The 23,553-nt window shown below is 52.9% G+C and carries 24 protein-coding genes and 2 tRNA genes; 15 read left to right on the top strand and 11 right to left on the bottom strand.

Translation table 11 applies throughout. From position 1 onward, the window contains the following. Nucleotides 1–27: 27 nt before the first annotated feature. Together prfA and hemA are read right to left on the bottom strand one after the other, a co-directional pair. The gene (gene prfA / locus ACFQ0F_RS11475) at nucleotides 28–1,110 is read right to left on the bottom strand and encodes a peptide chain release factor 1 (RefSeq protein ID WP_379072350.1); all 1,083 of its coding nucleotides are present in this window, start codon (nucleotides 1,108–1,110) and stop codon (nucleotides 28–30) included. Then, nucleotides 1,107–2,405 (bottom strand): glutamyl-tRNA reductase, encoded by a 1,299-nt coding sequence (hemA, locus tag ACFQ0F_RS11470; protein WP_379072347.1) that lies wholly within the window; start codon nucleotides 2,403–2,405, stop codon nucleotides 1,107–1,109. Before hemA ends, prfA begins: the two co-directional genes overlap by 4 nt. 144 nt (nucleotides 2,406–2,549) lie before the next feature. Between hemA and lolB the strand changes: the two genes are divergently transcribed. The 7 genes from lolB (at nucleotide 2,550) to ychF (ending at nucleotide 7,607) form a co-directional block, all read left to right on the top strand. Beyond that, on the top strand, nucleotides 2,550–3,161 hold the full coding sequence (gene lolB / locus ACFQ0F_RS11465; protein WP_379072344.1) for a lipoprotein insertase outer membrane protein LolB: 612 nt from the start codon (nucleotides 2,550–2,552) through the stop codon (nucleotides 3,159–3,161). Next, nucleotides 3,158–4,018 (top strand): 4-(cytidine 5'-diphospho)-2-C-methyl-D-erythritol kinase, encoded by an 861-nt coding sequence (gene ispE / locus ACFQ0F_RS11460; RefSeq protein WP_379072341.1) that lies wholly within the window; start codon nucleotides 3,158–3,160, stop codon nucleotides 4,016–4,018. Before lolB ends, ispE begins: the two co-directional genes overlap by 4 nt. Continuing rightward, a tRNA-Gln gene (locus ACFQ0F_RS11455) sits at nucleotides 4,017–4,091 on the top strand. The genes ispE and ACFQ0F_RS11455 overlap by 2 nt, the downstream gene beginning before the upstream one ends. 28 nt (nucleotides 4,092–4,119) lie before the next feature. Next, a complete protein-coding gene (locus tag ACFQ0F_RS11450; RefSeq protein WP_379072441.1) occupies nucleotides 4,120–5,070 on the top strand; it encodes a ribose-phosphate diphosphokinase in 951 nt (316 codons plus the stop codon). A 105-nt stretch (nucleotides 5,071–5,175) separates the two neighbouring features. Then, the gene (locus ACFQ0F_RS11445; protein WP_379072338.1) at nucleotides 5,176–5,817 is read left to right on the top strand and encodes a 50S ribosomal protein L25/general stress protein Ctc; all 642 of its coding nucleotides are present in this window, start codon (nucleotides 5,176–5,178) and stop codon (nucleotides 5,815–5,817) included. A 74-nt stretch (nucleotides 5,818–5,891) separates the two neighbouring features. Continuing rightward, the gene (gene pth / locus ACFQ0F_RS11440; protein ID WP_379072335.1) at nucleotides 5,892–6,485 is read left to right on the top strand and encodes an aminoacyl-tRNA hydrolase; all 594 of its coding nucleotides are present in this window, start codon (nucleotides 5,892–5,894) and stop codon (nucleotides 6,483–6,485) included. Between the two features lie 30 nt (nucleotides 6,486–6,515). Continuing rightward, entirely contained in the window at nucleotides 6,516–7,607 is a 1,092-nt protein-coding gene (gene ychF, locus ACFQ0F_RS11435) for a redox-regulated ATPase YchF (RefSeq protein ID WP_379072332.1), read from the top strand. A 96-nt stretch (nucleotides 7,608–7,703) separates the two neighbouring features. Here ychF and ACFQ0F_RS11430 read toward each other — a convergent pair whose 3' ends face one another. Together ACFQ0F_RS11430 and ACFQ0F_RS11425 are read right to left on the bottom strand one after the other, a co-directional pair. Further along, the gene (locus tag ACFQ0F_RS11430; RefSeq protein ID WP_379072329.1) at nucleotides 7,704–9,296 is read right to left on the bottom strand and encodes a TIGR01244 family sulfur transferase; all 1,593 of its coding nucleotides are present in this window, start codon (nucleotides 9,294–9,296) and stop codon (nucleotides 7,704–7,706) included. 28 nt (nucleotides 9,297–9,324) lie between these two features. Next, nucleotides 9,325–9,675: an ArsR/SmtB family transcription factor gene (locus ACFQ0F_RS11425; RefSeq protein WP_379072326.1), complete on the bottom strand. Its 351-nt coding sequence runs from the start codon at nucleotides 9,673–9,675 to the stop codon at nucleotides 9,325–9,327. A gap of 92 nt (nucleotides 9,676–9,767) precedes the next feature. Between ACFQ0F_RS11425 and ACFQ0F_RS11420 the strand changes: the two genes are divergently transcribed. The 4 genes from ACFQ0F_RS11420 (at nucleotide 9,768) to ACFQ0F_RS11405 (ending at nucleotide 13,093) form a co-directional block, all read left to right on the top strand. Next, the gene (locus ACFQ0F_RS11420) at nucleotides 9,768–10,631 is read left to right on the top strand and encodes an MBL fold metallo-hydrolase (protein WP_379072323.1); all 864 of its coding nucleotides are present in this window, start codon (nucleotides 9,768–9,770) and stop codon (nucleotides 10,629–10,631) included. 10 nt (nucleotides 10,632–10,641) lie between these two features. Continuing rightward, on the top strand, nucleotides 10,642–12,354 hold the full coding sequence (locus ACFQ0F_RS11415) for a SulP family inorganic anion transporter (RefSeq protein ID WP_379072320.1): 1,713 nt from the start codon (nucleotides 10,642–10,644) through the stop codon (nucleotides 12,352–12,354). Nucleotides 12,355–12,424: 70 nt separating this feature from the next. Beyond that, nucleotides 12,425–12,501, top strand: a tRNA-Met gene (locus tag ACFQ0F_RS11410). Between the two features lie 67 nt (nucleotides 12,502–12,568). Beyond that, nucleotides 12,569–13,093: a thermonuclease family protein gene (locus ACFQ0F_RS11405; RefSeq protein ID WP_379072317.1), complete on the top strand. Its 525-nt coding sequence runs from the start codon at nucleotides 12,569–12,571 to the stop codon at nucleotides 13,091–13,093. 68 nt (nucleotides 13,094–13,161) lie between these two features. Here ACFQ0F_RS11405 and ACFQ0F_RS11400 read toward each other — a convergent pair whose 3' ends face one another. Beyond that, complete coding sequence (locus ACFQ0F_RS11400; protein WP_340674480.1) at nucleotides 13,162–14,154, bottom strand: putative solute-binding protein; 993 nt, start codon at nucleotides 14,152–14,154, stop codon at nucleotides 13,162–13,164. A 123-nt stretch (nucleotides 14,155–14,277) separates the two neighbouring features. Between ACFQ0F_RS11400 and ACFQ0F_RS11395 the strand changes: the two genes are divergently transcribed. Further along, entirely contained in the window at nucleotides 14,278–15,249 is a 972-nt protein-coding gene (locus tag ACFQ0F_RS11395) for a glutathione S-transferase family protein (RefSeq protein ID WP_379072312.1), read from the top strand. Between the two features lie 68 nt (nucleotides 15,250–15,317). Here ACFQ0F_RS11395 and ACFQ0F_RS11390 read toward each other — a convergent pair whose 3' ends face one another. Both ACFQ0F_RS11390 and ppa read right to left on the bottom strand, forming a co-directional pair. After that, on the bottom strand, nucleotides 15,318–15,719 hold the full coding sequence (locus tag ACFQ0F_RS11390) for a hypothetical protein (protein WP_340674482.1): 402 nt from the start codon (nucleotides 15,717–15,719) through the stop codon (nucleotides 15,318–15,320). 245 nt (nucleotides 15,720–15,964) lie between these two features. Continuing rightward, nucleotides 15,965–16,489 (bottom strand): inorganic diphosphatase, encoded by a 525-nt coding sequence (gene ppa, locus ACFQ0F_RS11385; protein WP_340674483.1) that lies wholly within the window; start codon nucleotides 16,487–16,489, stop codon nucleotides 15,965–15,967. Nucleotides 16,490–16,640: 151 nt separating this feature from the next. Between ppa and ACFQ0F_RS11380 the strand changes: the two genes are divergently transcribed. Further along, a complete protein-coding gene (locus tag ACFQ0F_RS11380) occupies nucleotides 16,641–18,446 on the top strand; it encodes a monovalent cation:proton antiporter-2 (CPA2) family protein (RefSeq protein WP_340674484.1) in 1,806 nt (601 codons plus the stop codon). Here the strand turns inward: ACFQ0F_RS11380 and ACFQ0F_RS11375 are convergent. Further along, nucleotides 18,439–19,611, bottom strand: a complete 1,173-nt coding sequence (locus ACFQ0F_RS11375; protein ID WP_340674485.1) for a type III PLP-dependent enzyme — start codon at nucleotides 19,609–19,611, stop codon at nucleotides 18,439–18,441. The two genes, ACFQ0F_RS11380 and ACFQ0F_RS11375, sit on opposite strands and share 8 nt — an antisense overlap. Nucleotides 19,612–19,866: 255 nt before the next feature. Continuing rightward, entirely contained in the window at nucleotides 19,867–20,538 is a 672-nt protein-coding gene (locus ACFQ0F_RS11370) for a hypothetical protein (protein WP_379072307.1), read from the bottom strand. A 150-nt stretch (nucleotides 20,539–20,688) separates the two neighbouring features. Here ACFQ0F_RS11370 and ppnP point away from each other — a divergent pair, with 150 nt between their 5' ends. Together ppnP and ACFQ0F_RS11360 are read left to right on the top strand one after the other, a co-directional pair. Continuing rightward, nucleotides 20,689–21,000: a pyrimidine/purine nucleoside phosphorylase gene (gene ppnP, locus ACFQ0F_RS11365; RefSeq protein ID WP_379072304.1), complete on the top strand. Its 312-nt coding sequence runs from the start codon at nucleotides 20,689–20,691 to the stop codon at nucleotides 20,998–21,000. 8 nt (nucleotides 21,001–21,008) lie between these two features. Continuing rightward, entirely contained in the window at nucleotides 21,009–21,749 is a 741-nt protein-coding gene (locus tag ACFQ0F_RS11360; protein ID WP_379072302.1) for a TerC family protein, read from the top strand. Between the two features lie 3 nt (nucleotides 21,750–21,752). Here ACFQ0F_RS11360 and crcB read toward each other — a convergent pair whose 3' ends face one another. Both crcB and mpl read right to left on the bottom strand, forming a co-directional pair. Next, complete coding sequence (gene crcB, locus ACFQ0F_RS11355) at nucleotides 21,753–22,136, bottom strand: fluoride efflux transporter CrcB (protein WP_379072299.1); 384 nt, start codon at nucleotides 22,134–22,136, stop codon at nucleotides 21,753–21,755. Continuing rightward, nucleotides 22,133–23,551, bottom strand: coding sequence for a UDP-N-acetylmuramate:L-alanyl-gamma-D-glutamyl-meso-diaminopimelate ligase (mpl, locus tag ACFQ0F_RS11350; RefSeq protein WP_379072296.1), 1,419 nt, complete (start codon nucleotides 23,549–23,551; stop codon nucleotides 22,133–22,135). The genes crcB and mpl overlap by 4 nt, the downstream gene beginning before the upstream one ends. Nucleotides 23,552–23,553 lie beyond the last annotated feature (2 nt).

The following is a 23,553-nucleotide window of genomic DNA, read 5'->3' as shown; positions in this document are numbered from 1 at the left end:
CAATGAGTATCTTGCTCAATGATCGGATCACAAAGTCTCCGCCATCGCAGCCAACTGATCGGCTTGATGCTCAGTCGCCAATGCATTCAGCAGCTCAGTTAAATCGCCATTCATGATCTCATCGAGACGATATAGCGTGAGGTTGATGCGGTGATCGCTCATGCGGCCTTGCGGAAAATTATAGGTGCGAATGCGCTCAGAACGATCACCGCTGCCGACAAGATCACGGCGCATGGTCGACGAGGCCAACTGCGCCTCAGCCTGCTGCGCCGCATGCAGCTTTGCCGATAATAACGACAGTGCGCGGGCTTTATTTTTGTGCTGCGAGCGCTCATCTTGGCACTCAACCACCACACCCGTTGGAATGTGCGTTACGCGCACCGCCGAATCGGTTTTGTTGATGTGCTGCCCGCCAGCACCACTGGCGCGATAAGTATCGATGCGCAAGTCACCGGCATTAATCTCGATGGCTTCCAGCTCTGGCGCTTCCGGCATCACCGCCACGGTGCAAGCCGAAGTGTGCACGCGGCCTTGTGATTCAGTTGCAGGCACACGCTGCACGCGGTGCGCACCAGACTCAAACTTCAAAGAGGCATAAACGGACTCGCCAGAGACGCGCGAAATCACTTCTTTATAGCCGCCATGCTCGCCCTCGTTACTAGAGACAATCTCGATCCGCCAACCTTGGCGCTCGGCAAAGCGGCTATACATACGAAATAAGTCGCCGGCAAAAATCGCGGCCTCATCGCCACCGGTACCAGCGCGAACCTCGAGCCACACATTGCCATTGTCATTGGGATCGCGTGGCACCATCAGACGCTGTAAATCTTCGCTGATGCGGACTAATTCGGCATCCATATCGGCAATGTCCATTTCCGCTAATTCACGAAAATCTGGATCCGATAGTAATGCTTTGGCATCGGCGCGTTGCTGCTCGGCACGGCGATACGCTGCTAGTGCGGCCACCACGGGCTCAAGCTCAGCATGCTCGCGCGAGAGTTTACGAAACTGGTTTTGATCAGCAATGACACCAGCATCGGACAAGAGCGCATTCAGCTCTTCAAAGCGTTCGGCAAGCTGATCAAGACGGGAAAGTAGTGCTGCTTTCATGAGTTAGATGCAGTCTCTGACGAATTAACAGGAGTATCTTCAGGTTTCACGCCCATAGCCTGCGCTACTAGCTGCAAGCCCTCAGCGTTATTGCTAGCCGCAAGCTGGCGCAAGCTGACAGTCGGCGCGTGCAACCACTTATTCATTAGGTTGTGCTGCAAACGCGCCAATACGGCTTCAGGGTCGGCGCCTCGGCGCAGCTGCTCTAAAGCTTTTTGGCGCTCAATATCGGCCATATCGGCGGCGCGTCCGCGCACTTGGCGAATTAGCGCCACGGCTGCTTCAGCCACGCGTTGCTGCTCAGCAAACTGCTGTACATGCTGGTCAATCAAGCGCTCGGCATCGACTGCTGCCGCCTGCCGGTTACGCCAACCAGTATCGATGACCGATTGCAGGTCATCCACGGTATATAAAAAAACATCATCGAGCTCGGCCACCGATGGTTCGATATCACGCGGCACAGCGATGTCGATCAGCAGCATTGGTTGTTGGCGCCGCTCTTTCAACGCCTGCTTGACCATGGCGCGAGTAATAACCGCCTCGCTGCTACCGGTGCAGCTAATCACCACGCCAGCGCGCGCCAGAGCATCTTGTAGGCACGACCATGGCATGGCTTCGGCGTCAACGTCTTGCGCCACTACCTCGGCATTTGCCAAGGTACGATTAACAATCATCAGCTCTGCCACGCCCTGCTCGCGCAGATGCTTAGCGACTAATGAGTTCATTTCGCCAGCACCAACCAAGAGCGTGGGTGTTTGTGCCAATGACTCAAATACTTGGCGCGCTAAGGTGACAGCGGCAAAACCAATGGAAACAGGACTAGCACCAAGCGCGGTCTTACTTCGCACAGCTTTGGCGGCAGCGAATGTGCCTTGAAATAGCTTGTCTAGCGCGCCGCCAGCTGTACCAGCAGCAATCGCCTCGCTCCAGGCTGTTTTCATTTGGCCGAAAATTTGTGGCTCGCCGAGCACCATCGAGTCCAGCCCAGAGGCCACACGCATGGCGTGGCGCATCGCAGCCTCGCCCTCGTGGACATACCAAACGGCGTCAAGTTCAGCATCGCTAATGCCGCGCGACTCAGTCAGCCATTGCCGCACGGCTTGCATGCGCTCGGGATCAGCCGCGCCATAGAATTCAGTGCGATTACACGTCGACAAGATCGCGACCTCATCGAGGCCAGCGAATTGGCGGGCATCACGCAAGGCTTGACCCAACGCCTCCGGCGCAAACGCCGCGCGCTCACGTAGGGCGACCGATGCCGTCTTGTGATTAATGCCGAATGCCAACAGCGCCATGCCGAACCCTGAGCCGGATACCCCGGAAAATAGCCACAAATTGTGAGGGATAGCGCGTTTAAAGACAAATGTTACGGGCTCACCCGACGCAAAGCCTTTTTGCTACCATCGACGCCTACCTAAAGCCTTAGAGGCGTGCCGCAGATGATAGCTTTGAACTTTTCCCGCTCTGCACTATTTACGCTAATAGCGGCCGCCCTGCTTTCAGGTTGCGTTACTCGCGGCCCAGTCGTGGAGGCGCCAGAGGTAATAGAAGCAGCCGCTAGTGCCCGCGGCCTGACGCAATGGCAAGCAGAAGGCAAAGCCGGCGTGACATTTTTGGGCAATAGCATCACCGCGACATATAACTGGAAGCGCACCGGCAAAGACTTCGACGCCAGCGCCGCCGGACCGCTAAACCAGGGCTACACCACGCTCACCGGCCGCGATGGCAACTTAGTTTTAGATAATGGCTGGCTAGGCCGCCACGAATCCGATCGCCCCGACCTGCTAACGCAGGCAATTACCGGCGTACCGTTGCCAATCGATCTACTCAACGACTGGCTCAGCGGCTGGCCACAAGATCCTCTCACTACCATCACCACGCTTAGCGGCGAGGCTGGTGTGCGCGAGTTCCAAGAGCATGGCTGGAATATCCGCGTACTCAGCGAGCAAGTGCAAGATGGCTATCGCATCCCGCAACGATTGCTGCTGACTCAGGGCAAAAATCGTATTTTGCTATTTATTCAGCGCTGGCAGGCGAAAGCCTCAGCATGAGCGCGCACGAAATAACACTGCCTGCACCGGCGAAACTGAACCTATTTCTGCACATTACCGGCCGCCGTGATGATGGCTATCACACCTTACAAACAGCGTTTCAATTCATCGACAGTGCCGACATATTGCATTTTTCACTACGCCACGATGGCCAATTAACGCTATCTCCCGACATCGATGGTGTTTTAAGTGCCGATAATTTGATCATTCGCGCCGCCACTGCGCTGCGTGAAGCCACCAATTGCACCCTTGGCGCCAATATAAGGCTCGATAAACGCCTACCCATGGGCGGCGGCTTAGGTGGCGGCTCATCCGATGCAGCGACTACGCTATTGGCGCTAAACACACTTTGGGAAACTCAGCTCAACCTCAATGAATTAGCGGCTTTAGGCCTAAAACTTGGCGCCGACGTGCCAGTTTTTGTGCATGGTCATGCGGCCTGGGCAGAAGGTGTTGGCGAGCTACTCACGGCCATCGAGCCCGATGAACCGTGGTATGTCGTGCTCACGCCCGAGGCGCATGTATCAACAGCAGAAGCTTTTCGCCATCCCCTGTTGACTCGACATAGCGAGGCCATTAAACTGCGCGACCTCAACGCAGGGGTCACTCGAAACGACTTCGAAAAAGTTGTCAGAACCTTGGCTCCTGCTGTAGATGAAGCGTTACATTGGCTGACTCAGCATGGTGTGGCGAAAATGACAGGCACTGGTGCTTGTGTTTTCCTCGCCTGTTCCAGTCAAGGTCAGGCTGCTGATATACTCAGCGCCAGTCCAGTCAACGGCTTTATCTGCCGAGGCCAAAATCGATCGTCGGCGCATACAGCGCTCGATCATTGGCTTCGGATGCATCGAATATAGGGGCGTCGCCAAGCGGTAAGGCAGCGGGTTTTGATCCCGCCATGCGTTGGTTCGAATCCAGCCGCCCCTGCCATCTCTCTCAGGCTGAGTTGACTGGAATCATGCCCAATCTCGTCGTATTCACCGGCAACGCCAACCCTGAGCTTGCGCGTAAAGTCGTTAATCATCTGCATATCCCTCTGGGCCTCGCTCACGTTGGTACATTTTCCGATGGCGAAATCGCTGTTGAGATCAATGACAATGTTCGTGGCAAAGATGTGTTCATCTTGCAATCGACTTGCGCACCAACCAACGACAATCTGATGGAATTGATTGTCATGGCCGATGCTCTGCGTCGCGCCAGTGCCGGCCGCATCACCGCCGTCATCCCCTATTTCGGTTATGCCCGCCAAGATCGCCGCGTGCGTTCGGCGCGTGTACCCATCACAGCAAAAGTAGTTGCTGACATGCTCACCACTGTCGGTATCGACCGCGTGCTGACTGTCGACCTACACGCTGATCAAATTCAAGGCTTCTTCGATATCCCAGTCGACAATATCTACGGCTCACCCGTATTAGTCGCCGATATCGAACGCCAGAACTACAAAAACCTCGTCATCGTGTCTCCAGATGTTGGTGGTGTAGTTCGTGCTCGCGCCGTCGCCAAACAGCTCGACGATGCCGACTTAGCCATCATCGATAAGCGCCGCCCGAAAGCCAATGAGTCGCAAGTAATGCACATCATTGGCGAAGTTAAAGGCCGCGACTGCATAATTGTTGATGACATGGTCGACACCGCCGGCACATTGTGCAAAGCCGCTGCGGCTCTGAAAGAGAATGGCGCCAACCGCGTTGTTGCCTACAGCACCCATGCGATTTTGTCAGGCCCAGCCATCGACAATATCAATAAGTCGCAGCTAGATGAGCTAGTCGTCACCGACACCATCCCGCTGTCAGATGCTGCATTGGCTTGTGGCCGTATTCGTCAGTTGTCGTTATCCGCGCTGCTTGCAGAAACCCTGCGCCGCATCAATAACGAAGAATCCATTAGCGCCATGTTTGAGTTGTTTTAAGCACGGCAAACCCTATTTGTAGCGTGTTGCTACAAGCCCTGTGAGTTATCACAGGTTATTTGCATTGAGCTGGTCGCAAGCTCAGTGCCTTACGGAGTACAGAAAATGTCCGCAGCAACTTTTACGCTTGATGCGCAAAACCGGACTCTCGAAGGGAAAGGTGCGAGCCGCCGCCTTCGTCGTTTGGAAGCCCGCGTCCCCGCGGTTATTTATGGTGGCGAAGCTGCCGCTCAGTCGATCAGCATTGAGCTGCGTCAGCTAGTTAAAGCACTGGAAAACGAAGCGTTTTATTCGCACGTGCTAACCATCACTGTTGATGGCAAAGCCGAGAAAGTCGTGATTAAAGCTCTGCAACGCCACCCAGTGAAAAGCACACCGATGCACGCAGACTTCTTGCGCGTCGATGCGAAACAAAAACTGACCATGCGCGTTCCTCTGCACTTCACCAACCAAGATACATGCGTTGGCGTGAAGCAAGATGGTGGTGAAATCACTCACTACATCAACGACGTGGAAGTTAGCTGCTTACCAGGCAGCCTGCCTGAGTTCATCGAAGTCGATATGGCTGCCGTGGCTCTTGGTACAACTCTGCATTTGTCCAACTTGGTATTGCCAAAAGGCGTGGAAATTCTCGCTTTGGCATTGGGTCACGACCATGACCAACCAGTTGCCAACGTGCACGCGCCAAAAGTGGCTGCCGCCTCAGAAGATGACGCTGCACCTGAAGCTGCGCCCGAAGCCGAGTAATCTTTCTCCGGCTGTGATAGAAAAGCGGGGCTTTATGCCCCGTTTTTCTTTTATTGCCCTAAAGATGCTGAAACATGACTGCCTTACGCCTATTAGTTGGCCTCGCCAACCCCGGTGCACAATACGCACAAACTCGCCACAATGCTGGCGCGTGGTTTATTGAGCGTTTAGCCGAGCAACACCGCACATCATTAAGCCCCGATGCCAAAGCATTTGGGCTAACTGCGCGCGTGAGCATTGCTGGCGAAGATGTACGGCTACTCATCCCCACCACTTTCATGAATCGCTCGGGCCAAGCTGTTGCTGCGCTCGCGAATTTTTACAAACTCACGCCAGCCGAAATCTTAATCGCCCACGATGAGCTCGATATCGCTCCAGGGCAGATACGCCTGAAAACTGGCGGTGGTCATGGCGGTCACAACGGCCTGCGCGATAGCATTGCCTCGCTGGGCAACCAAGCCGGCTTTCATCGCTTGCGCGTCGGCATTGGCCATCCTGGCAATAGCAGTCAAGTCACTGGCTTTGTTTTAGGCCGCGCACCGCAATCAGAACAATCACTCATCGATCAAGCCCTCGATGAGGCCTTACGCTGCACCGAATTGATGGTTACTGGCGACATCGCCAAGGCCATGAACCGAATAAACGGCTTTAAAATCGACACTAATTGAATTGACGCGCGAGTGCGCAGAGGAAGCATCATGGGATTTAATTGCGGCATTGTTGGTCTACCCAATGTGGGCAAATCTACCCTTTTCAACGCGCTAACTAAGGCCGGCATTGCCGCGGAAAACTTTCCGTTTTGCACCATCGAGCCAAACACCGGCGTAGTGCCCATGCCCGACCCTCGCCTCGATGCCTTAGCGGAAATCGTTAAGCCTGAGCGCGTCATTCCAACTAGCATGGAGTTCGTCGACATCGCCGGCCTCGTTGCTGGCGCGTCCAAAGGTGAAGGCCTAGGCAACCAGTTTTTAGGCAATATCCGCAGCACCGATGCCATCGCTCACGTGGTGCGCTGCTTTATTGATGACAATGTCATTCACGTTTCTAACCGCGTCAGCCCTATCGATGACATCGAAGTGATTAACACCGAACTTGCTTTGGCCGACCTTGATGCTGTCGAAAAGGCCATGCTGCGTGTGACCAAGCAAGCCAAAAGCGGCGATAAAGAGTCGATTGCGCTGAAGGCCGTGCTAGAAAAAATCAAACCCGCGCTCGATGAGGGCCTGCCCGTGCGCAGCGTCGACCTCAGTGTGGAAGAGCTGTTAACCATTCGCTCATATGGCTTCTTAACGCTGAAGCCCACGATGTATATCGCCAACGTTAGCGAAGATGGTTTCGACAACAACCCCATGCTCGACCAGGTTCGCGAGTTAGCGGCTAAAGAAAATGCGGTGGTCGTGCCTATTTGCAACAAATTAGAATCCGAAATTGCCGAGCTAGACGAGGAAGATAAAATCGCTTTCTTGGCTGATTTAGGCATGGAAGAACCGGGCCTGAACCGCGTCATTCGTGCTGGTTATGGCCTGCTTAGCTTACAAACCTACTTCACCGCCGGCGTGAAAGAGGTTCGCGCGTGGACCATTCCGTTAAAATGCACGGCGCCGAAAGCCGCTAGCGCCATCCATACCGACTTCGAAAAAGGCTTTATTCGTGCCGAAGTTATTGGCTATGAAGACTTCATCGCCTATCGCGGCGAAGCTGGAGCAAAAGAGGCTGGCAAATGGCGTTTAGAAGGCAAAGAATATTTGGTTAAAGATGGCGATGTGATGCATTTCCGCTTCAACGTTTAAATGCTCTACAAGCCGTAGCAGTTCATGCGGCTCGCAATACAAAAAAGCCTCGGTTTTCACACCGAGGCTTTTTTGTTAGATCAGGCAAGCAAATACTTACTTGCTTGGTCGTGCCAACCATTCATGGCCTTTTAGCATCAAATTCCAATACACCATCGGCAGTATTGTCGCCTTCAAGAACCATTGACTGCGACGAGGCACTGCGGGATCCAATGGGAAGGTCGGCAATAGTTTTCCACCAAAACCAAACTCAGCCATCACCACTTTGCCTTTTTCCACGGTTAATGGGCAGGCGCCGTAGCCATCATAAAGTGTCGACAACGGCTTACCAGCGCGAAGAGCCAGTAGATTTTCGGCCACGATAACGATCTGCTTACGAACCGCCGCCATGGTTTTCGCGTTTGGTGCAGAGCAGGCATCACCAAGTGAGAATACGTTGGCAAATCGCTGGCTTTGCAGGGTGTGCTGATCCACTTCACACCAGCCAGCAGCATTGGCTAGAGGGCTGTTGCGCACAACATCGGGTGAGCGCTGTGGCGGCACGGCGTGGAGTATATCGAAGCGCTTCTCCACGCGTGTGACTTCGCCATCAGCCCCAGTCACATCAAACCATGCGGTTTTAGCCGGACCATCTACTTTCACTAGCTGATGATTAAATGCCAAGTCGATGCCATAGCGCTCAACATATTGCATCAAAGGCGGGACAAACGTAGCAACACCAAAAAGCACAGCGCCGGCATTACAAAACTCCACCTTGATATTCGCTAAGCGGCCTTGCTTGAGCCAATGGTCGCAGGACAAATACATGGCTTTTTGCGGAGCCCCCGCACACTTAATAGGCATCGATGGCTGGCTGAAGATCGCGGTACCGCCCTTCAACTCCTGCACCAACTCCCAAGTGTAGGGCGCTAAATCGAAGCGATAGTTTGAAGTCACACCATTAGCGCCTAGTGTTTCCTCCAGGCCTTCAATACCAGCCCAGTGCAGCTCTAGGCCTGGGCACACAACCAGCTGCTGATAGCTAACTTCGCGGCCATCCGCCAGCGCCACGCGATTGCAGTCTGGAATAAAGCGCGAGGCAGCGGCTTGTAACCACTGCACACCCTTCGGTATGACCGACGCCGTGGTGCGTTCAGTATCTGCACTGTCATATGCGCCGCCACCGACTAATGTCCATGCGGGCTGATAATAGTGTGATTCGCTAGGTTCAATAATCGCGATACTCAATGATGAGTCGCGCTTCAATAAGCTGGCGGCAACACCGATACCACCAGAGCCGCCACCGACGATGACCACATCAAAATCGGCTGAAATCGTGGCTTTTGGAGCGGCATCCGTGCTCGGCAATAGGCTTTGTGATTGCGCTAGCTGATACACCGTTTGCGAGCGATTACCTGTGCGGCAATAAGCCAATACAGGCCCCGGCATAGTGCTGATTAGCTGAGCAAATGCACGTGCTTCGTCGAGGCCAATTTGACCTGGAACTAGAGGCAAATAAGCGAATTGAAGGCCAACTGCTTGCGCTGCTTGCGCTATATCGTGCTGGCTAGGCTGGGCATCGCCACCTTCTGCATCTGGGCGATTACAAATAACGCTGCGAAAACCAGCGGCGTAAATTTCACTTAGCTCATGAGCGGCTAATTGCTCGGAAACTGCCATTTCTGCATTCAGCTGTGTCCACGTACTCATCACCTTATCTCCCTTGGCTAGGTCGCTGTTACTGGGTACCGTGCCGCTTCATATCAGCTAGCACGCGACCACAGTACAGGCTCGACATGGTGTTCATCACTAAAATAACTTCCGCGCTGGCTAGGCTATAAAAGATGTACTTACCTTCGCGGCGGGCGTTTACTAAACCCTCTTCGCGCAATACCGCGAGCTGTTGTGATAGCGTGGGTTGGCGTATGCCACATAAGGCTTCAAGCTCGCCGACATTACGCTCACCCTGCGTTAGTTGGCAGAGCAAGAGCAGGCGATCTTCATTTGCCATGACTTTGAGTAAATTGCAGGCCTTGGTGGCGGAGTCACGCAGCATCGTGAAAGCTTGCGGTGATAGATGAGTTTCCATAACAGCCTCATGAAGACACTTAACAAACACTTTATTGACAAGTAGATTGTTCGTCAATAGTATCGAAATTTGTAGAATTTAAGGAACTCAAGATGTCTACTCAAGTCGCCTCATTTTTTGATACTGCAACCAGCACCGTTAGCTACATCGTTCATGCTGGGGTAGGAAGCGCCTGCGCCATCATTGACTCCGTGCTTGACTATGATCCGAAGGCGGGTCGCACGCACACTGAATCTGCCGATAAACTTATCGCCTTCGTCCACGAGCACACATTAACGGTGCAATGGCTGCTCGAAACGCATGCTCATGCGGATCACCTGTCGGCAGCTCCGTATTTACAGACGCATCTTGGTGGCACCATCGCCATCGGGGAATCCATTCGCCAAGTGCAGGGCGTGTTTCAAAAGATTTTTAACTTAGATGCTGATTTTGCCTTAGATGGCTCACAATTTGGTCATTTATTTCATCCCGACGAAAACTTTATGATCGGCGATATTCCAGCGCAAGCCATTCATGTGCCCGGCCATACACCTGCAGACATGGCCTATGTTATTGACAATAAAATAGTTTTTGTTGGCGACACACTGTTTATGCCCGATGTTGGCTCGGCGCGTTGCGACTTCCCCGGCGGCAATGCAAAAACACTCTATAAATCAGCTCAGCGCATTCTCAGCATGCCCGACGACACCCTCCTCTATATGTGCCACGACTATCCGCCAGCATCACGCGAGGCAAGCTGGGAAACGACCGTAGCCGATCAGCGCGCGAGCAATATCCATCTTCACGATGGTGCCACCGAGGCCGAGTTTGTCGAAATGCGCAGCAAGCGCGACGCCACACTGGGCATGCCAACACTGATTTTGCCCGCCATCCAAATCAATATTCGTGCAGGTCATTTCCCACCCACTGAAAATAACGGCGTTGCCTACCTAAAACTGCCACTCAACGCACTCTAAGGCGGGCTCTATGCGCCTACTGCCAGGCTGGCTACAACACTATCGGCGCGCCGATCTACGCGATGACGCCCTCGCCGGCACCATCACGGCAATTTTGCTGGTGCCTCAAGCGCTAGCTTACGCCCTACTCGCCGGCCTACCGCCAGAAGTCGGCCTCTACGCTAGTGTGTTGCCGCCGCTAATTTATGCCCTAATGGGCAGTAGCCGCACGCTTGCTGTTGGCCCAGTCGCAGTCGCTGCGGTCATGGTCGCTAGCGCGCTACAACAATTTGCCGATGGCGATAGCAGCCGCGCGCTCGCCGGCGCGCTTTGGTTAGCGCTGCTGTCGGGCGGATTTTTGCTGCTCTTTGGTCTACTGCGCTTGGGCTGGCTGTCATACTTCGTTAGTCATCCAGTGCTTAGCGGCTTTAGTACGGCAGCAGCGATCACTATTATTGGCACGCAAATCCCCGCACTTACGGGCGTCTCCGGCGATCGTCACGCCGCCTTTTTCGGCTTTATGGTCGATATTTTCCCTCGCCTAACTGGCACAAGCGCAGTTGTCGCTATCGCGGCCTGCGCCACCCTCGGGCTCTTGCTGGTTGGGCGCTATCGCCTCAGCGCTTGGCTTAGCGCCTTAGGCCTGTCCGCCAGCCGCTCCACCTTGGCAGTACGCATGATGCCATTAGTCATCGTCGTGCTGGCCTTAGCCCTATCCGCTCATTTTGATGGCGCACAATATGTCGCCATCGTCGGTGATATCCCGCAAGGCCTGCCGCAACTATCTATCAGCTTTTTGTGGCTAGACGGCTGGACAGGATTGATCGGCTCGGCCTTGCTTATCGCCATCATTGGCTATGTTGAAAGCCTCTCTGTCGCGCGTATTTTAGCGATACGCCGGCGCGAACGTGTTGATCCTGATCAAGAGTTGCTGGCACTTGGCGCAACCAATATCGGTGCTTCGCTGTGCGGTGGCATGCCCGTTGCCGGTGGATTTTCACGCTCGATGGTCAACTTCGATGCCGGCGCACGCACTCAGCTCGCCGCCATCATCACCGCCGCTTGGGTCGCGCTCGCTGCCTTTGCCTTGACCGATGCCTTAGCGCCATTGCCGAAGCTCGTGCTCGCCGCCATCGTCGTGGTTGCCGTAACTCAGCTCATCGACTTCAAGAGTATATTCAGCACCTGGCGTTATGATCGCCGCGATGGCATTGCTCAGCTCGGCACCATCATCGGTGTATTAGCATTTGGCATCGAACCCGGCCTACTTATCGGCATGGCGCTGGCCATTGGCCTCTACCTACAAAGTACCAGCGACCCACACATTGCTGTAGTTGGGCAAGTGCCAGGCACGGAGCATTACCGCAATATTAAACGCCACCAAGTCAGTACTTGGCCTGCGTTACTGCTCATTCGCATTGATGAAAATATCTACTTTGCCAATGCGCCTGCGATCGAAAGCCACCTCATGGATTTGGTCGCTAATACCAATGAGCTGAGAAATGTTGTGCTTGTTTTATCGGGCGTGGCCAAAATCGATGCTAGCGGCCTAGAGATGCTAGAAAGTATTTCTCACGGCCTAAAGGATGCTGGTGTTGTGCTGCATTTAGCTGAAGTGAAAGGCCCCGTAATGGACCATTTAGCGACCACCTCACTACTCAAAACTTTGACGATGGCGCGGGTACATTTATCGACGCAAGCTGCAGTCGATGCCCTAACGCAGAAAAAACCAGCAAACGCGTAGTTTTTAGCCAATTGATGCGTGCAGCAGCTTGACAGCATGCACGCTGAATCCTAACATTCGCCGCCTATTTGGCTACATAGCTCAGCTGGTTAGAGCACAGCATTCATAATGCTGGGGTCGCTGGTTCAAGTCCAGCTGTAGCCACCATATCGCCGTCATGGCACGCTCAAAACCAGCCTTAGTGCTGGTTTTTTGCTTTCTGGGATTACTGTTTATGCACGCTCGTTGGCTGGCACTACTACTTCCGCTTTTGCTGACATTGCCAGCGTGTGGCGAAGCTAAGTCTACGTATAGCGCCGAAACGGCTGCTCAGCCCGCCGGTCGCGTCATCAAAGTAGCCGATGGCGATACGGTGACCATTCTCACTGCAGATACGCAAAAACAGCGCATACGCCTAGCTGAAATCGACACTCCTGAGCGCGGCCAGCCCTGGGGTAATAATGCCAAACGTGCTTTGTCTTCAATGGTTTATGGCCGCGATATTAGCTTGAAAGTACTCGACATTGATCGCTACGGCCGCGTAGTGGCCACGGTCTATGTCGATGGTTTAGATGTGAATGCCGAATTAGTGCGCCAAGGCCATGCTTGGGTGTATCGCCAATACTTGAAACGACCCGAACTAATACAGATCGAAGATGATGCCCGCGCCAATCATCGTGGCTTATGGGCATTGCCTGAGTCTGAGCGCATGCCGCCTTGGCAATGGCGCAAGCTCAAGCGAGAACAGCACAAGCAGTAAACACATAAAGTACGAAATAAAAAGCCCACGATGTGGGCTTTTTATTTCAACTAACTATGCCGAACAACTTACTCAACGTTATTGGCACACTCAGCAGCAGCAGCATCAAACTTGCAGCGAACCTTTTTCAATAAGTTCAACATCTTCTTATCGTAGAAGCCCTCTTTGGTCATTTGCACACGTGCCTCAGTCATCATCAACGTGTACTTGGCCTTGTCTTCAGCCGTGAGGTCTAGCCAATATTTTTCAGCAATACCGTCCTCAGCCTGCTTAATGGTGCGCTGCGCGGTATCAAGCTGCGTCAAAATATATTTACGTGACTTGGCACCAAAGCCAGCAGGGAAACGATCGGGGCGGATGATCAAGTTGCCAGTCAGCTGTACTAATGGGAAACGATAAATCGCACCTTTTGTGCCCAAGCCTTTGTACATTTCGAATGGTTTAAACGCGATACCTGGCGCCACCACGATATCAACCTGACCATTGTTAAATTTGGTGGTGAAGTTGGTGATGTCGGAAGCAACTGGCTGTGCGCCAAGTTGTTGCACCATGCGCGCTTGTGATTTATCGAAATCTAAAACGGCAATTTTCTTACCAGCAGCTTTTTCAATCGAATTGATCGCGCGGTCACGCACAAAAACATAGGCTGCGCCCAATGGGAAGATACCCACTACTTCATATTGGCCAACCACCATGGATTTTTCGCTAGCCGGTGAGGCTAGGACTTGCAGCACAGTGCGCAAGTGGTCGTATGAAGGCACGGCACCGATGGAGTCAATACTGCCGACATAGGCGTTGTATTGGCGGCCACGCAGGCCTGTAATGCCAACGCCGTCGCACTGACCAGCCTTGAAGTCTTCCGCGGCTACGCGCTCGTCGGTATATGCCTTCAGCTCAATTTTGGCACCCCATTGTTTCGCCGCTAAGGCGTAATCCTTAGCTAGTGCGTAAGCAGCGCCTTGCGCGCCAATAGGGTCATACATACATAAGGTCTGGGCTTGGGCCTGCGCAGCAGTACTAAGTGAAAGCGCAGCCACCGAGGCCAGCATTATTTTCTTCATAATAATCTTCCTGATTTTATTGTTATCAGCTCATCTCACGATTCGCATGGACTTAGCCTATTCCATAGACGAGCAAAACCCCATAGCCTTAGGCCTACCGATTGTCTGAATATAGGCGGATGTATGTATCAACTGTTTGGCATTGACGTGTCGCCCTACTCAGTAAAAGTGCGGGCACTACTTCGTTATAAAAACCTGCCGTATGAGTGGTTGGTGCGCAATAAAGACAATGAACCGGCCTTTCGCGAAAAAGCTAAGCTGCCGATCATTCCATTGCTAGTCACGCCAGCTGGCGACAGCCTGCAAGACTCCACGCCAATCATGAATTTTCTTGAGCAAGCGCATCCTAGCCCTAGCGCCCAACTTTCCGACCCAGCGCTGAATTTTCTTGCCTACGCGCTCGAAGAAGCCGCAGATGAATGGCTTATTAAGGCCATGTTTCATTACCGCTGGAATTATGAAGCCGATCGCATAGATGCATCACGTCGCATCGCGATTGCCAGCCTTGGGCCAGACCAAGACCCAACTGCCTATGCTGAAAAAATAGCGGATTTTTTGATGACGCGGCGCGAACCTTTGGGCTGCACTAGCGATAATGCTGAGGCCATTGAGGCTCAGTTAGATGAGACGGCGCTCCGACTTGACCAACATCTAGGCGAGCATCGCTTTATTTTTGGCGACGCGATCTCCTTTGCCGACTTCGGCCTTGCCTGCATTTTTTATGAGCTGCTCACTGATCCAACACCGCGTGCGCGCTTAGCTAAATTGAAAAATATTCATCGCTGGGTTGATTCGGTAATGGCTGGCGCAGATAACCATGTTGGCGATAACACGCCATGGTCGAAACTAACCTCAACTCTGACGCCGCTTTTAGATCACTTGCTGCTGCACACTTACTTGCCATGGGCTCGCGCTAATGCTGCTAACGGCGAGACCTTTACAACTCATATTCAAGGCCATGAGTTCACCCAGCCGGCACAGAAATATCCAGCCAAATCGTGGCAGGTACTTTTGCAACGCTGGCAGGCACTGAGCAATGAAGAACGCGCAAGCGCCAACAGTCATCTCAACGGTCTAGATGAGGCAATGGCTTAATTTTAGACAAAAAAAAGGGGCGACTTACGTCGCCCCAAAAAGGGTATTACCATTCAGAACACGCGGGCTTACGCAGCGCGCTTTTCACCTTTAGCAACTAACTCGTTGAACAGCTTTTGCACGTCGGCCAGCAGTTTGTCGAGTTCAGCTTTGGCATCAACAGAAGCCAACTTACCTTTCAATTCCAGTGCTTTAGCTTTCAGCTCTTCAGTTTTTGCTTTCACATCAACCGATTGCAGTTTGTCAGCTTCAGCTTTAACGTCGATAGCAACTAGCTTTTCTTTCACTTCTAGTGCTTTTGCTTTCAGCTCTTCAGCTTTAGCATTGAAGTCGATAGCTTGTAGCTTTTCGCCTTCGCTTTTCAGCACTTCGATTAAGCCCAAGCCGGCCATTGCGACTTGACGACCAGCATCTTTAACACGCACTAAAACGTCTTGCTGTTCGGTAACGATATTTTTGAGTTCGCCCATGATAAATCTCCTATTTCACACGATGGTTGGTAGTGGAGATCTATGCCCTGCTTGCGCCGGCCGATCTCCTTGGTAGCCATCATAGGGAAGTGCCTAGAAAATGAACGCAAATATTGTCGGACAATCTTACCACTATAGCGAATAATTTGTGACTCATTGTTCACAAAAAAGCCCGTCACTGGCCAAACACCATGTGACAGGCTTTTGTTGACCAAGCGCTTAACGCTCAGCCATGCAAGCGAAGCTTATTTAGCAGCAGCTAGCGACTTCATGATCTCAGCACGGGCGGCATCAGCATTTTCCCAGCCCATGATTTTCACCCACTTACCAGCTTCTAAATCTTTGTAATGGGTAAAGAAATGCTCGATCTGGCGCAGTAAAAGCTCAGGCAGATCACTGTGCTCTTTCACTTCTTTATAAAGTGGTGACAACTTGTCGTGCGGCACAGCGATCAATTTCGCATCGATGCCCGACTCATCTTCCATCATCAGCATGCCTACTGGGCGAGCACGTATAACAGCGCCGGGCACGACGGGATGTGGAGTCACTACCAATACATCTAGCGGATCGCCATCTTCCGATAGCGTGTTAGGAATATAGCCGTAGTTCGCTGGGTAAAACATTGCGGTGCCGATAAAGCGGTCGACAAATAGCGCATCTGCGTCTTTATCGATCTCATATTTGATGGGCGCGTAATTGGCAGGGATCTCAATGACGACGTAGATATCATTGGGCAAGTCTTTACCAGCGGGGATTTGGGCGTAGCTCATAGCAGGCGGTCTCGAATGGGCGAAAAACGCGCGTATTATAGCCCGCTTACAGCACTTTCGTGCAGCCTTCGCCGACCGCTCAGACGATTTGCGCAGTGACAGTGGTCTAATATGGTAAAAAGATAATAGTTTTTTTGAACTTAGGGCCGCCATGCACGCAGCGTCATCAATTATCTGGCTTCTCGCCGCCGCACTTATCATCGTGCCACTTTCACGCCGACTAGGCCTGCCCTCGGTTATCGGCTATATGATCGCTGGCATGCTCATCGGCCCGCATATCATCGGCATCATTCATGACACCAACGGCGTCATAGAAATTGCTGATTTCGGCATCGCCATGCTGCTGTTTTTGATCGGCATTGAGCTTGAGCCCAGCCGGCTCTGGGTTTTACGGCGCTCGGTATTTGGCCTTGGTAGCGCACAAGTGCTGCTCACCGGCAGCGCTATCGCGCTGGTTTGCTGGCTGATGGGCCTAAGCCCGATTGTTAGCGCAGTCATCGGTGCAGGTTTAGCCATGTCTTCAACGGCGTTTGCCCTGCAATTACTCGCTGAAAAAAACCAACTCAGCGCCCAACACGGCCGCCAAGCCTTTGCTATTTTGCTGTTTCAAGACATGGCAGTAATCCCTCTGCTCGCTATCATTCCCATGCTTTCTGGTGATGCTGCCGAGATGATTAACAGCCCTCAGCTAGTGCCTGTCGTCGCGGTATTTTCTGCGCTGTTTTTCGCCAGCCGATTTCTGGTTCGACCCATTTTTCGCTTCATTGCAAATAGCGAAACGCCCGAGCTATTCACCGGCATGGGACTATTCATCATCGTGGGCATGACATGGCTGATGACCGAAATCCACTTATCGGCATCGTTAGGCGCGTTTGTTGCCGGCGTTTTACTCGCCGATAGCGAATACCGTCATGAACTAGAGGCTCAAATCCAGCCATTCAAAGGCTTGCTGCTTGGGCTCTTCTTCATGACGGTTGGCATGACGGCCAATCTGCCATTGCTGGGCCGAGAGGCGGTCGTCATTGTGCTCGGTGCCGCAGCATTAGTTCTGCTCAAAGGCGCCATTCTTTGGCTCTTGGCTAGACTCAATGGCAGCGACAACAAAGCCGCAATTCGTCTTGCCGTCACACTGCCACAGGGCGGCGAATTTGCCTTTATTGTTTTCACTACTGCCGTAACAGCCGGTCTGCTCGACCGACACCTGGGTGAAATGCTAGTGCTTGCGGTCACGCTCTCCATGGCCATGACGCCAATCGGCTTCTTGCTTTTGGAGCACGTGCTTGAGCCCCGATGGGGAGTGCAACAAGAGCGTAGCTACGATGAAGTGCCCAATGACAATAAGCATGAAGTCCTAATTGCTGGCTTTGGCCGCGTTGGACAAATTGTTGCGCGTGTACTGCGCCTGCATCACATCCCATTTGTTGCTTTAGAAAGTAACGCTCGGCAAGTCGACTTCGTGCGTCTATTTGGCAATAAAGTCTATTACGGCCGCCCAGATTCACACGCACTACTACTTGCCGCGGGAGCAGCCAAAGCCAAAGTTATTGTGCTCGCCATCGATGACGTAGATGAGTCTGTGCATACCGCCAAGCTGATACGCCGCCACTTCCCCAATACGCCCATTTATGCTCGCGCACGCGACCGCATGCACTCTTACCGCTTGATGGATATTGGCGTTAACTTGATACATCGAGAGACTTTTGCCAGCAGCTTGGAGCTCGCTAGTGATGTCTTGCAAGAGATTGGCTTTAGTGAGGGCGATGCCAAGGCTGGCGTGAAGCGCTTTCGTGAGTACGATGAGGATTTGCTGATACGCCAGCAAGCCATCTACCAAAATGAAGCCGAGCTGGTCGCCAGTGCGAAACAGTCGATACGGGAGCTAGAAGAGCTTTTTGCTAGCGATGCGCGCGCCGCCAAACGGCGCAACACATCGGAGCAAAATGACGAAGCTACTTAACGTAGTAAGTCTGCAGAGGTGGGAAGCCGTTGAACTCAACCGAACTGTATGAGTTGGTGTAAGCGCCCGTGGTCAGCCAATACAGGCGATCACGCGGAGCCAAGCTCATGGGCAGATGATAGCCAACATTTTCGTACATGATGTCGGTGGAGTCGCAAGTTGGACCCGCCAGCACTACGCTACCTTCTTTGTTGTCGCTCTCATCCATTTTTTCAGTGTAGATGGGGTATTTGATCGACTCGCCCATGGTTTCCATCAGACCTTGGAAAAGACCGACATCGGTATACACCCAGCGCTTTAAGTCGGTACGCGACTTACGCGAAATCAGCACCACTTCCGACACCAGCACACCAGACTCACCGACCAGTGAACGGCCTGGCTCAAGGATGATTTCTGGAGCTTCATCGCCGTAGTCATCATGCAAATAGCGCAGGATTTCTTGCGCATAGATATTGATCGGGTTGACCTCGGAAATATAGTTAGCAGGGAAGCCGCCGCCCATATTGATCATTTTCAACTCGAGGCCTTCTTCGAACTTCATCCAGTCGAACATATACTTCACTTTCGACAACGCGGCATCCCAGACTGCGATGTCTTTTTGCTGCGAGCCGACATGGAAGGAAATGCCATAAGGGATCAAGCCTTGGTTTTTCGCTTGCACTAACAAGTCGATCGCCATATCAGGGTGGCAACCAAACTTACGCGACAATGGCCATTCGGCGGTCTCACCACCTTCTACCAAGATGCGCACAAAAATTTTCGAGCCCGGAGCGTACTCAGCAATGTTCTGCAAATCGGCTTTCGAGTCGGTAGCAAATAAGCGAATGCCTTGCTCATAGGCCCATTTCACGTGTGCGGCTTTTTTGATGGTGTTGCCGTAGCTAACGCGGTCAGGCGATACGCCCGAGTCCAACACTTTGCTGAGCTCAAACATCGAGGCACAGTCAAAGTTAGAACCTAGGTCGCGCAGCAGATCGATCACTGGCTGGCCCGGGTTAGCTTTCAGTGCGTAATGCACTTTGGCTTTCGGGAAGCAGTTAGTCAGCTCTTCATACTTCTGTTTGATGATGTCGAGGTCGACGACCAGAAACGGAGTCTCTTTATCGTCGGCTACTTTTTTAATTTTTGCCCATTCAGCATCGGTGCAATAGTCAGATAAACGCATAACAAACCTTCCTTCAGTTTGAGAGTAGAAAAAAGCCCTTAGACGCCGGCTTTGGCTAGATTAAAAGGCTGCTCCAAGCGTCAGGTTGCTGCGTGGCACGTGGCTGGTTCGCCCTGGCACTGACGCCGCGAAGGTTAAAGGCAAAAGATGACACAATCAAGAATGCAGAGCCTTACAAATTTGCTTTAGCAGACTCCGTCAACATTAACGTTGAGCGCTCGGCAATAGTTTTACATAGGCGCGTTATTGAACAAACTAGACTGTTAATAGACAGGTGGGCGATAAGCCGCCGCGCAATAGTGGCACACCTCTCTCACAACCAAAGTCGCGAGGGACGTAGTGGTGAGCCGGGCGATCTTCCGGAAGTAATGACCAGCGGCGATAAACCTCAGCGACGAGCTCGCTACAAAACCCGCCTCGGCGGAACGACAGCGCCTCTTCTCCGCGCACCCAAGCACTGATGTGTTGGCGAATGAAGTTGCGATAGGGCTTAGCTCTCCACTCATCAATAAGTGACTCTAAATGCGCTCGAGCCTGCGCATCCGTTTGCACATGCTGAAGGCGACGCACCGCCACTAAGCCTTGATAACTTGCGATACGATCATCTAATGCAACTAATTGAACGCCATCGAAAGGCTTTCCTTCGGTGATGTCATGCACCTTGCTTGCCAACGTTGCCTCCCACAGCAAAGGCGTTTGCGGCATTTCCGGCAAACGCACAACGAGACCGACGTGTGACCATCTACTACCAGTCAAACCACGCACTAGACGTGCCGCAAAGCTTCGCCCAGAAAACAATATTAAATCACCTGTTTTAAGCTGATCACGCATCTGCACATAGGGCTTGTTGGGGAGCATGACAGGGTCTTGAGTGGCGGCCTGCAATGAGAAATTTACTGCATTAGGCTTCTCTTTGGTTTTTTTCATGCGAGCAGTCTGCTGCTCGAGCATGACAGTGACTGGATAGTCCAACGACAGCAAGATTAAGTTTTTATGACTATTTAGTGACAGGCCTTTGCGCCTCCTCTGCGAAGCCCTAGAATCCGCACCATCAATCGTTCTGCTCCGGAGCAGCCCATGAGTCAGTTTGACAACGTCACTGTGATGACAAAAGCCAACGTCTACTTTGATGGCCACTGTGTCAGTCATGCCATTATTTTGGCTGATGGCACACGCAAAACTTTAGGTGTGATTTTGCCCTCAACGCTTACCTTCACCACACAAGCAGCTGAGATCATGGAAATCACCGCCGGCCATTGCCGAGTTCTACTCGCTGGCTCAGATACTTGGACTGATTATCGCGACGGCAGCTCGTTTGACGTGCCAGCGAACTCCAGTTTTGAAATCGAAACGCTCGAAACCCTAGACTATATCTGCCACTTTGCCTGAGAACCGCTATGTTTGAATGGATTGCTGACCCACAAGCTTGGATCACCCTTGCCACACTCAGTCTCTTAGAGATTGTGCTGGGCATCGACAATATTATTTTCCTGACCATTTTGGTCAATAAAGTCGCGCCTGAAAAACGCCAAGCAGCTCGTGTTTTTGGCCTAGGCTTGGCTATGGTCTCGCGTATTGCGCTGCTACTGTCAATCACCTGGGTTATGCGTCTTACCGAGCCATTGGTGACACTCGCTGGCATTGCGATCACTGGGCGTGACTTGATCTTAATTGGCGGTGGCTTATTCCTACTCTGGAAATCGGCAACTGAGATTTTCGATACCGTTGAAGGTGAGTCAGCGCATGTTCAAGTGACGAACGCAGCCTCGGCAGCTGGCGCCAGCTTCTTCGCCATCATTGTGCAAATTGCCATTATTGATATCGTGTTCTCGCTCGACTCTGTCATCACGGCGGTTGGTTTGGCAGACGATGTCAGCATCATGGTGATCGCCATCGTCCTGTCGGTAATTGTGATGATGTTTGCCGCTAAACCGATTGGCGAGTTTGTTGACCATCATCCATCCATCAAGGTGTTGGCATTAGCATTCTTGGTTTTGGTTGGCACCATGCTTATCGCCGAAGGCTTTGGCCAGCACATGCCTAAAGGCTATATCTACGGCGCAATGGCATTCTCGGTAATGGTTGAGATGCTCAACATCCGTATGCGTAAGCGTCGCACGCCTAAAAGTGAGGCTTAAGCGCTAAGCTCGCAAGGCACTAACGCTGGCCATCCCCGCCAGCGTTAGTGCAATCGAGCCCAGCACATGCAAGCTAATGTGCGTCAGTGCCGGCAACCAGAGCTGACGCTGCAATAAGCTCACCGCCTCCAGCGAAAACGTAGAAAATGTCGTTAGACCGCCTAGCAGGCCGGTCATCAAGAGCAAGCGTGTGGTGTCTGAAACGCCAGGGTGCGCGCTAAATAACGCCGCTAAAATGCCAATGGCATAAGCACCAATCCAGTTTGCTAGTAATGTGCCAGCGGGCAGGGTTGGCCATAGTGCGTTAAAGCCCATGCCTAACATCCAACGCAATAAAGCACCGATGGCTGCCCCTACCGCTACGGCAAGTGCCGCCAATAGCGTCATGCGCTGGCTCCATGCTTGCCAGGGCCTTGCTCACCGCCAGCTCGCGCCTGAAGCGCCGCTAGCAAGCGCTGATGAATGCCGCCAAAGCCACCATTGCTCATCACCACAATGGCGTCCCCCACTTTTGCCTCACGGCTCACTCTCGCAATAATCGCATCCAGATCTGTCGCCAAACTGGCTCGCCCATTGCTGGCAGCTACTACGTCGGCCAAATCCCAATCCATGCCCGGTGGCTGATACCAAATGACCTGATCGGCAGGCGCTGACGACTGTGCTAAATGCACCTTGTGAGCACCCAAACGCATGGTGTTTGAGCGCGGCTCAATGATCGCCCAAATACGTGCCGCCCCTTGGCGTTCACGCAGACCATCGAGCGTGCTGCGGATGGCCGTGGGGTGATGCGCAAAGTCATCATAAAGCGCAATGCCGTCGGGCGTGCCGAGCAGCTCCATGCGACGCTTCACGCCAGGGAACTGCGATAGCGCCTCAGCAGCCTTAGCCACACTGACGCCGACATGTTCAGCGCTAGCAATCGCCGCCATGCCATTGCGCACATTGTGCAGGCCAGTCAAAGGCCAGCGCACTTCGGCGGCACGTTGACTGTTGTGCCAGATGGCAAAGGCCGAGCCATCGGCTTCAAGTAGTTCGGCCTGCCAAATTGGCGCTCCTTTTTCACTCGAATGACCAATGGCCATGGTCTGCGTCGGCGTCCAGCAGCCCATAGCAATGACTTCATGCAGCGCCGACTCATCCTGTGGAAATAGAATGCGACCGCCGCCAGGAATAGTCCGAACCAAATGGTGAAACTGCTTTTGAATGGCTGCGAGGTCATCAAAAATATCGGCGTGATCGAACTCAAGATTATTCAGCACCGCCGTGCGTGGCGCGTAATGAACAAACTTCGAGCGCTTATCGAAAAAGGCTGAATCGTATTCGTCAGCCTCCACCACAAAATAACGCCCGCCACCCAGCTGCGCGCTGGCCTCAAAGCCCTGCGGCACACCGCCAATCAAAAAGCCTGGAGCTAGACCAGCTTGCTCCAAAACCCACGCCACCATGGTCGTCGTAGTGGTTTTGCCATGCGTGCCCGCGATGCCGATTACATGCCGGCCTTGCAGTACGTGCTGTGCCAACCATGCTGGCCCCGAGGTATAGGGAATACCTTGCTCTAGCACATACTCCACAGCCTCGATGCCGCGCTTCAAGGCGTTACCAATAATCACTAGATCAGGCGCGGGCTGCAGATGTTCAGCTTTATAGCCTTCCATCAGCGTGATGCCCTGAGCCTGCAGCTGTGTGCTCATTGGCGGATACACGGCAGTATCACTGCCGCTGACTTCATGGCCCAGCGCTTTCGCCAACACCGCCAGCGAGCCCATAAACGTGCCGCAAATGCCTAAAATATGAATGTGCATGG

Source organism: Paraperlucidibaca wandonensis, assembly GCF_042677145.1.
In the GTDB taxonomy this organism is placed as follows: domain Bacteria; phylum Pseudomonadota; class Gammaproteobacteria; order Pseudomonadales; family Moraxellaceae; genus Perlucidibaca; species Perlucidibaca wandonensis.
Note: the sequence above shows the minus strand (reverse complement) of the source record. Positions and strands in the feature narration are given on the sequence as shown.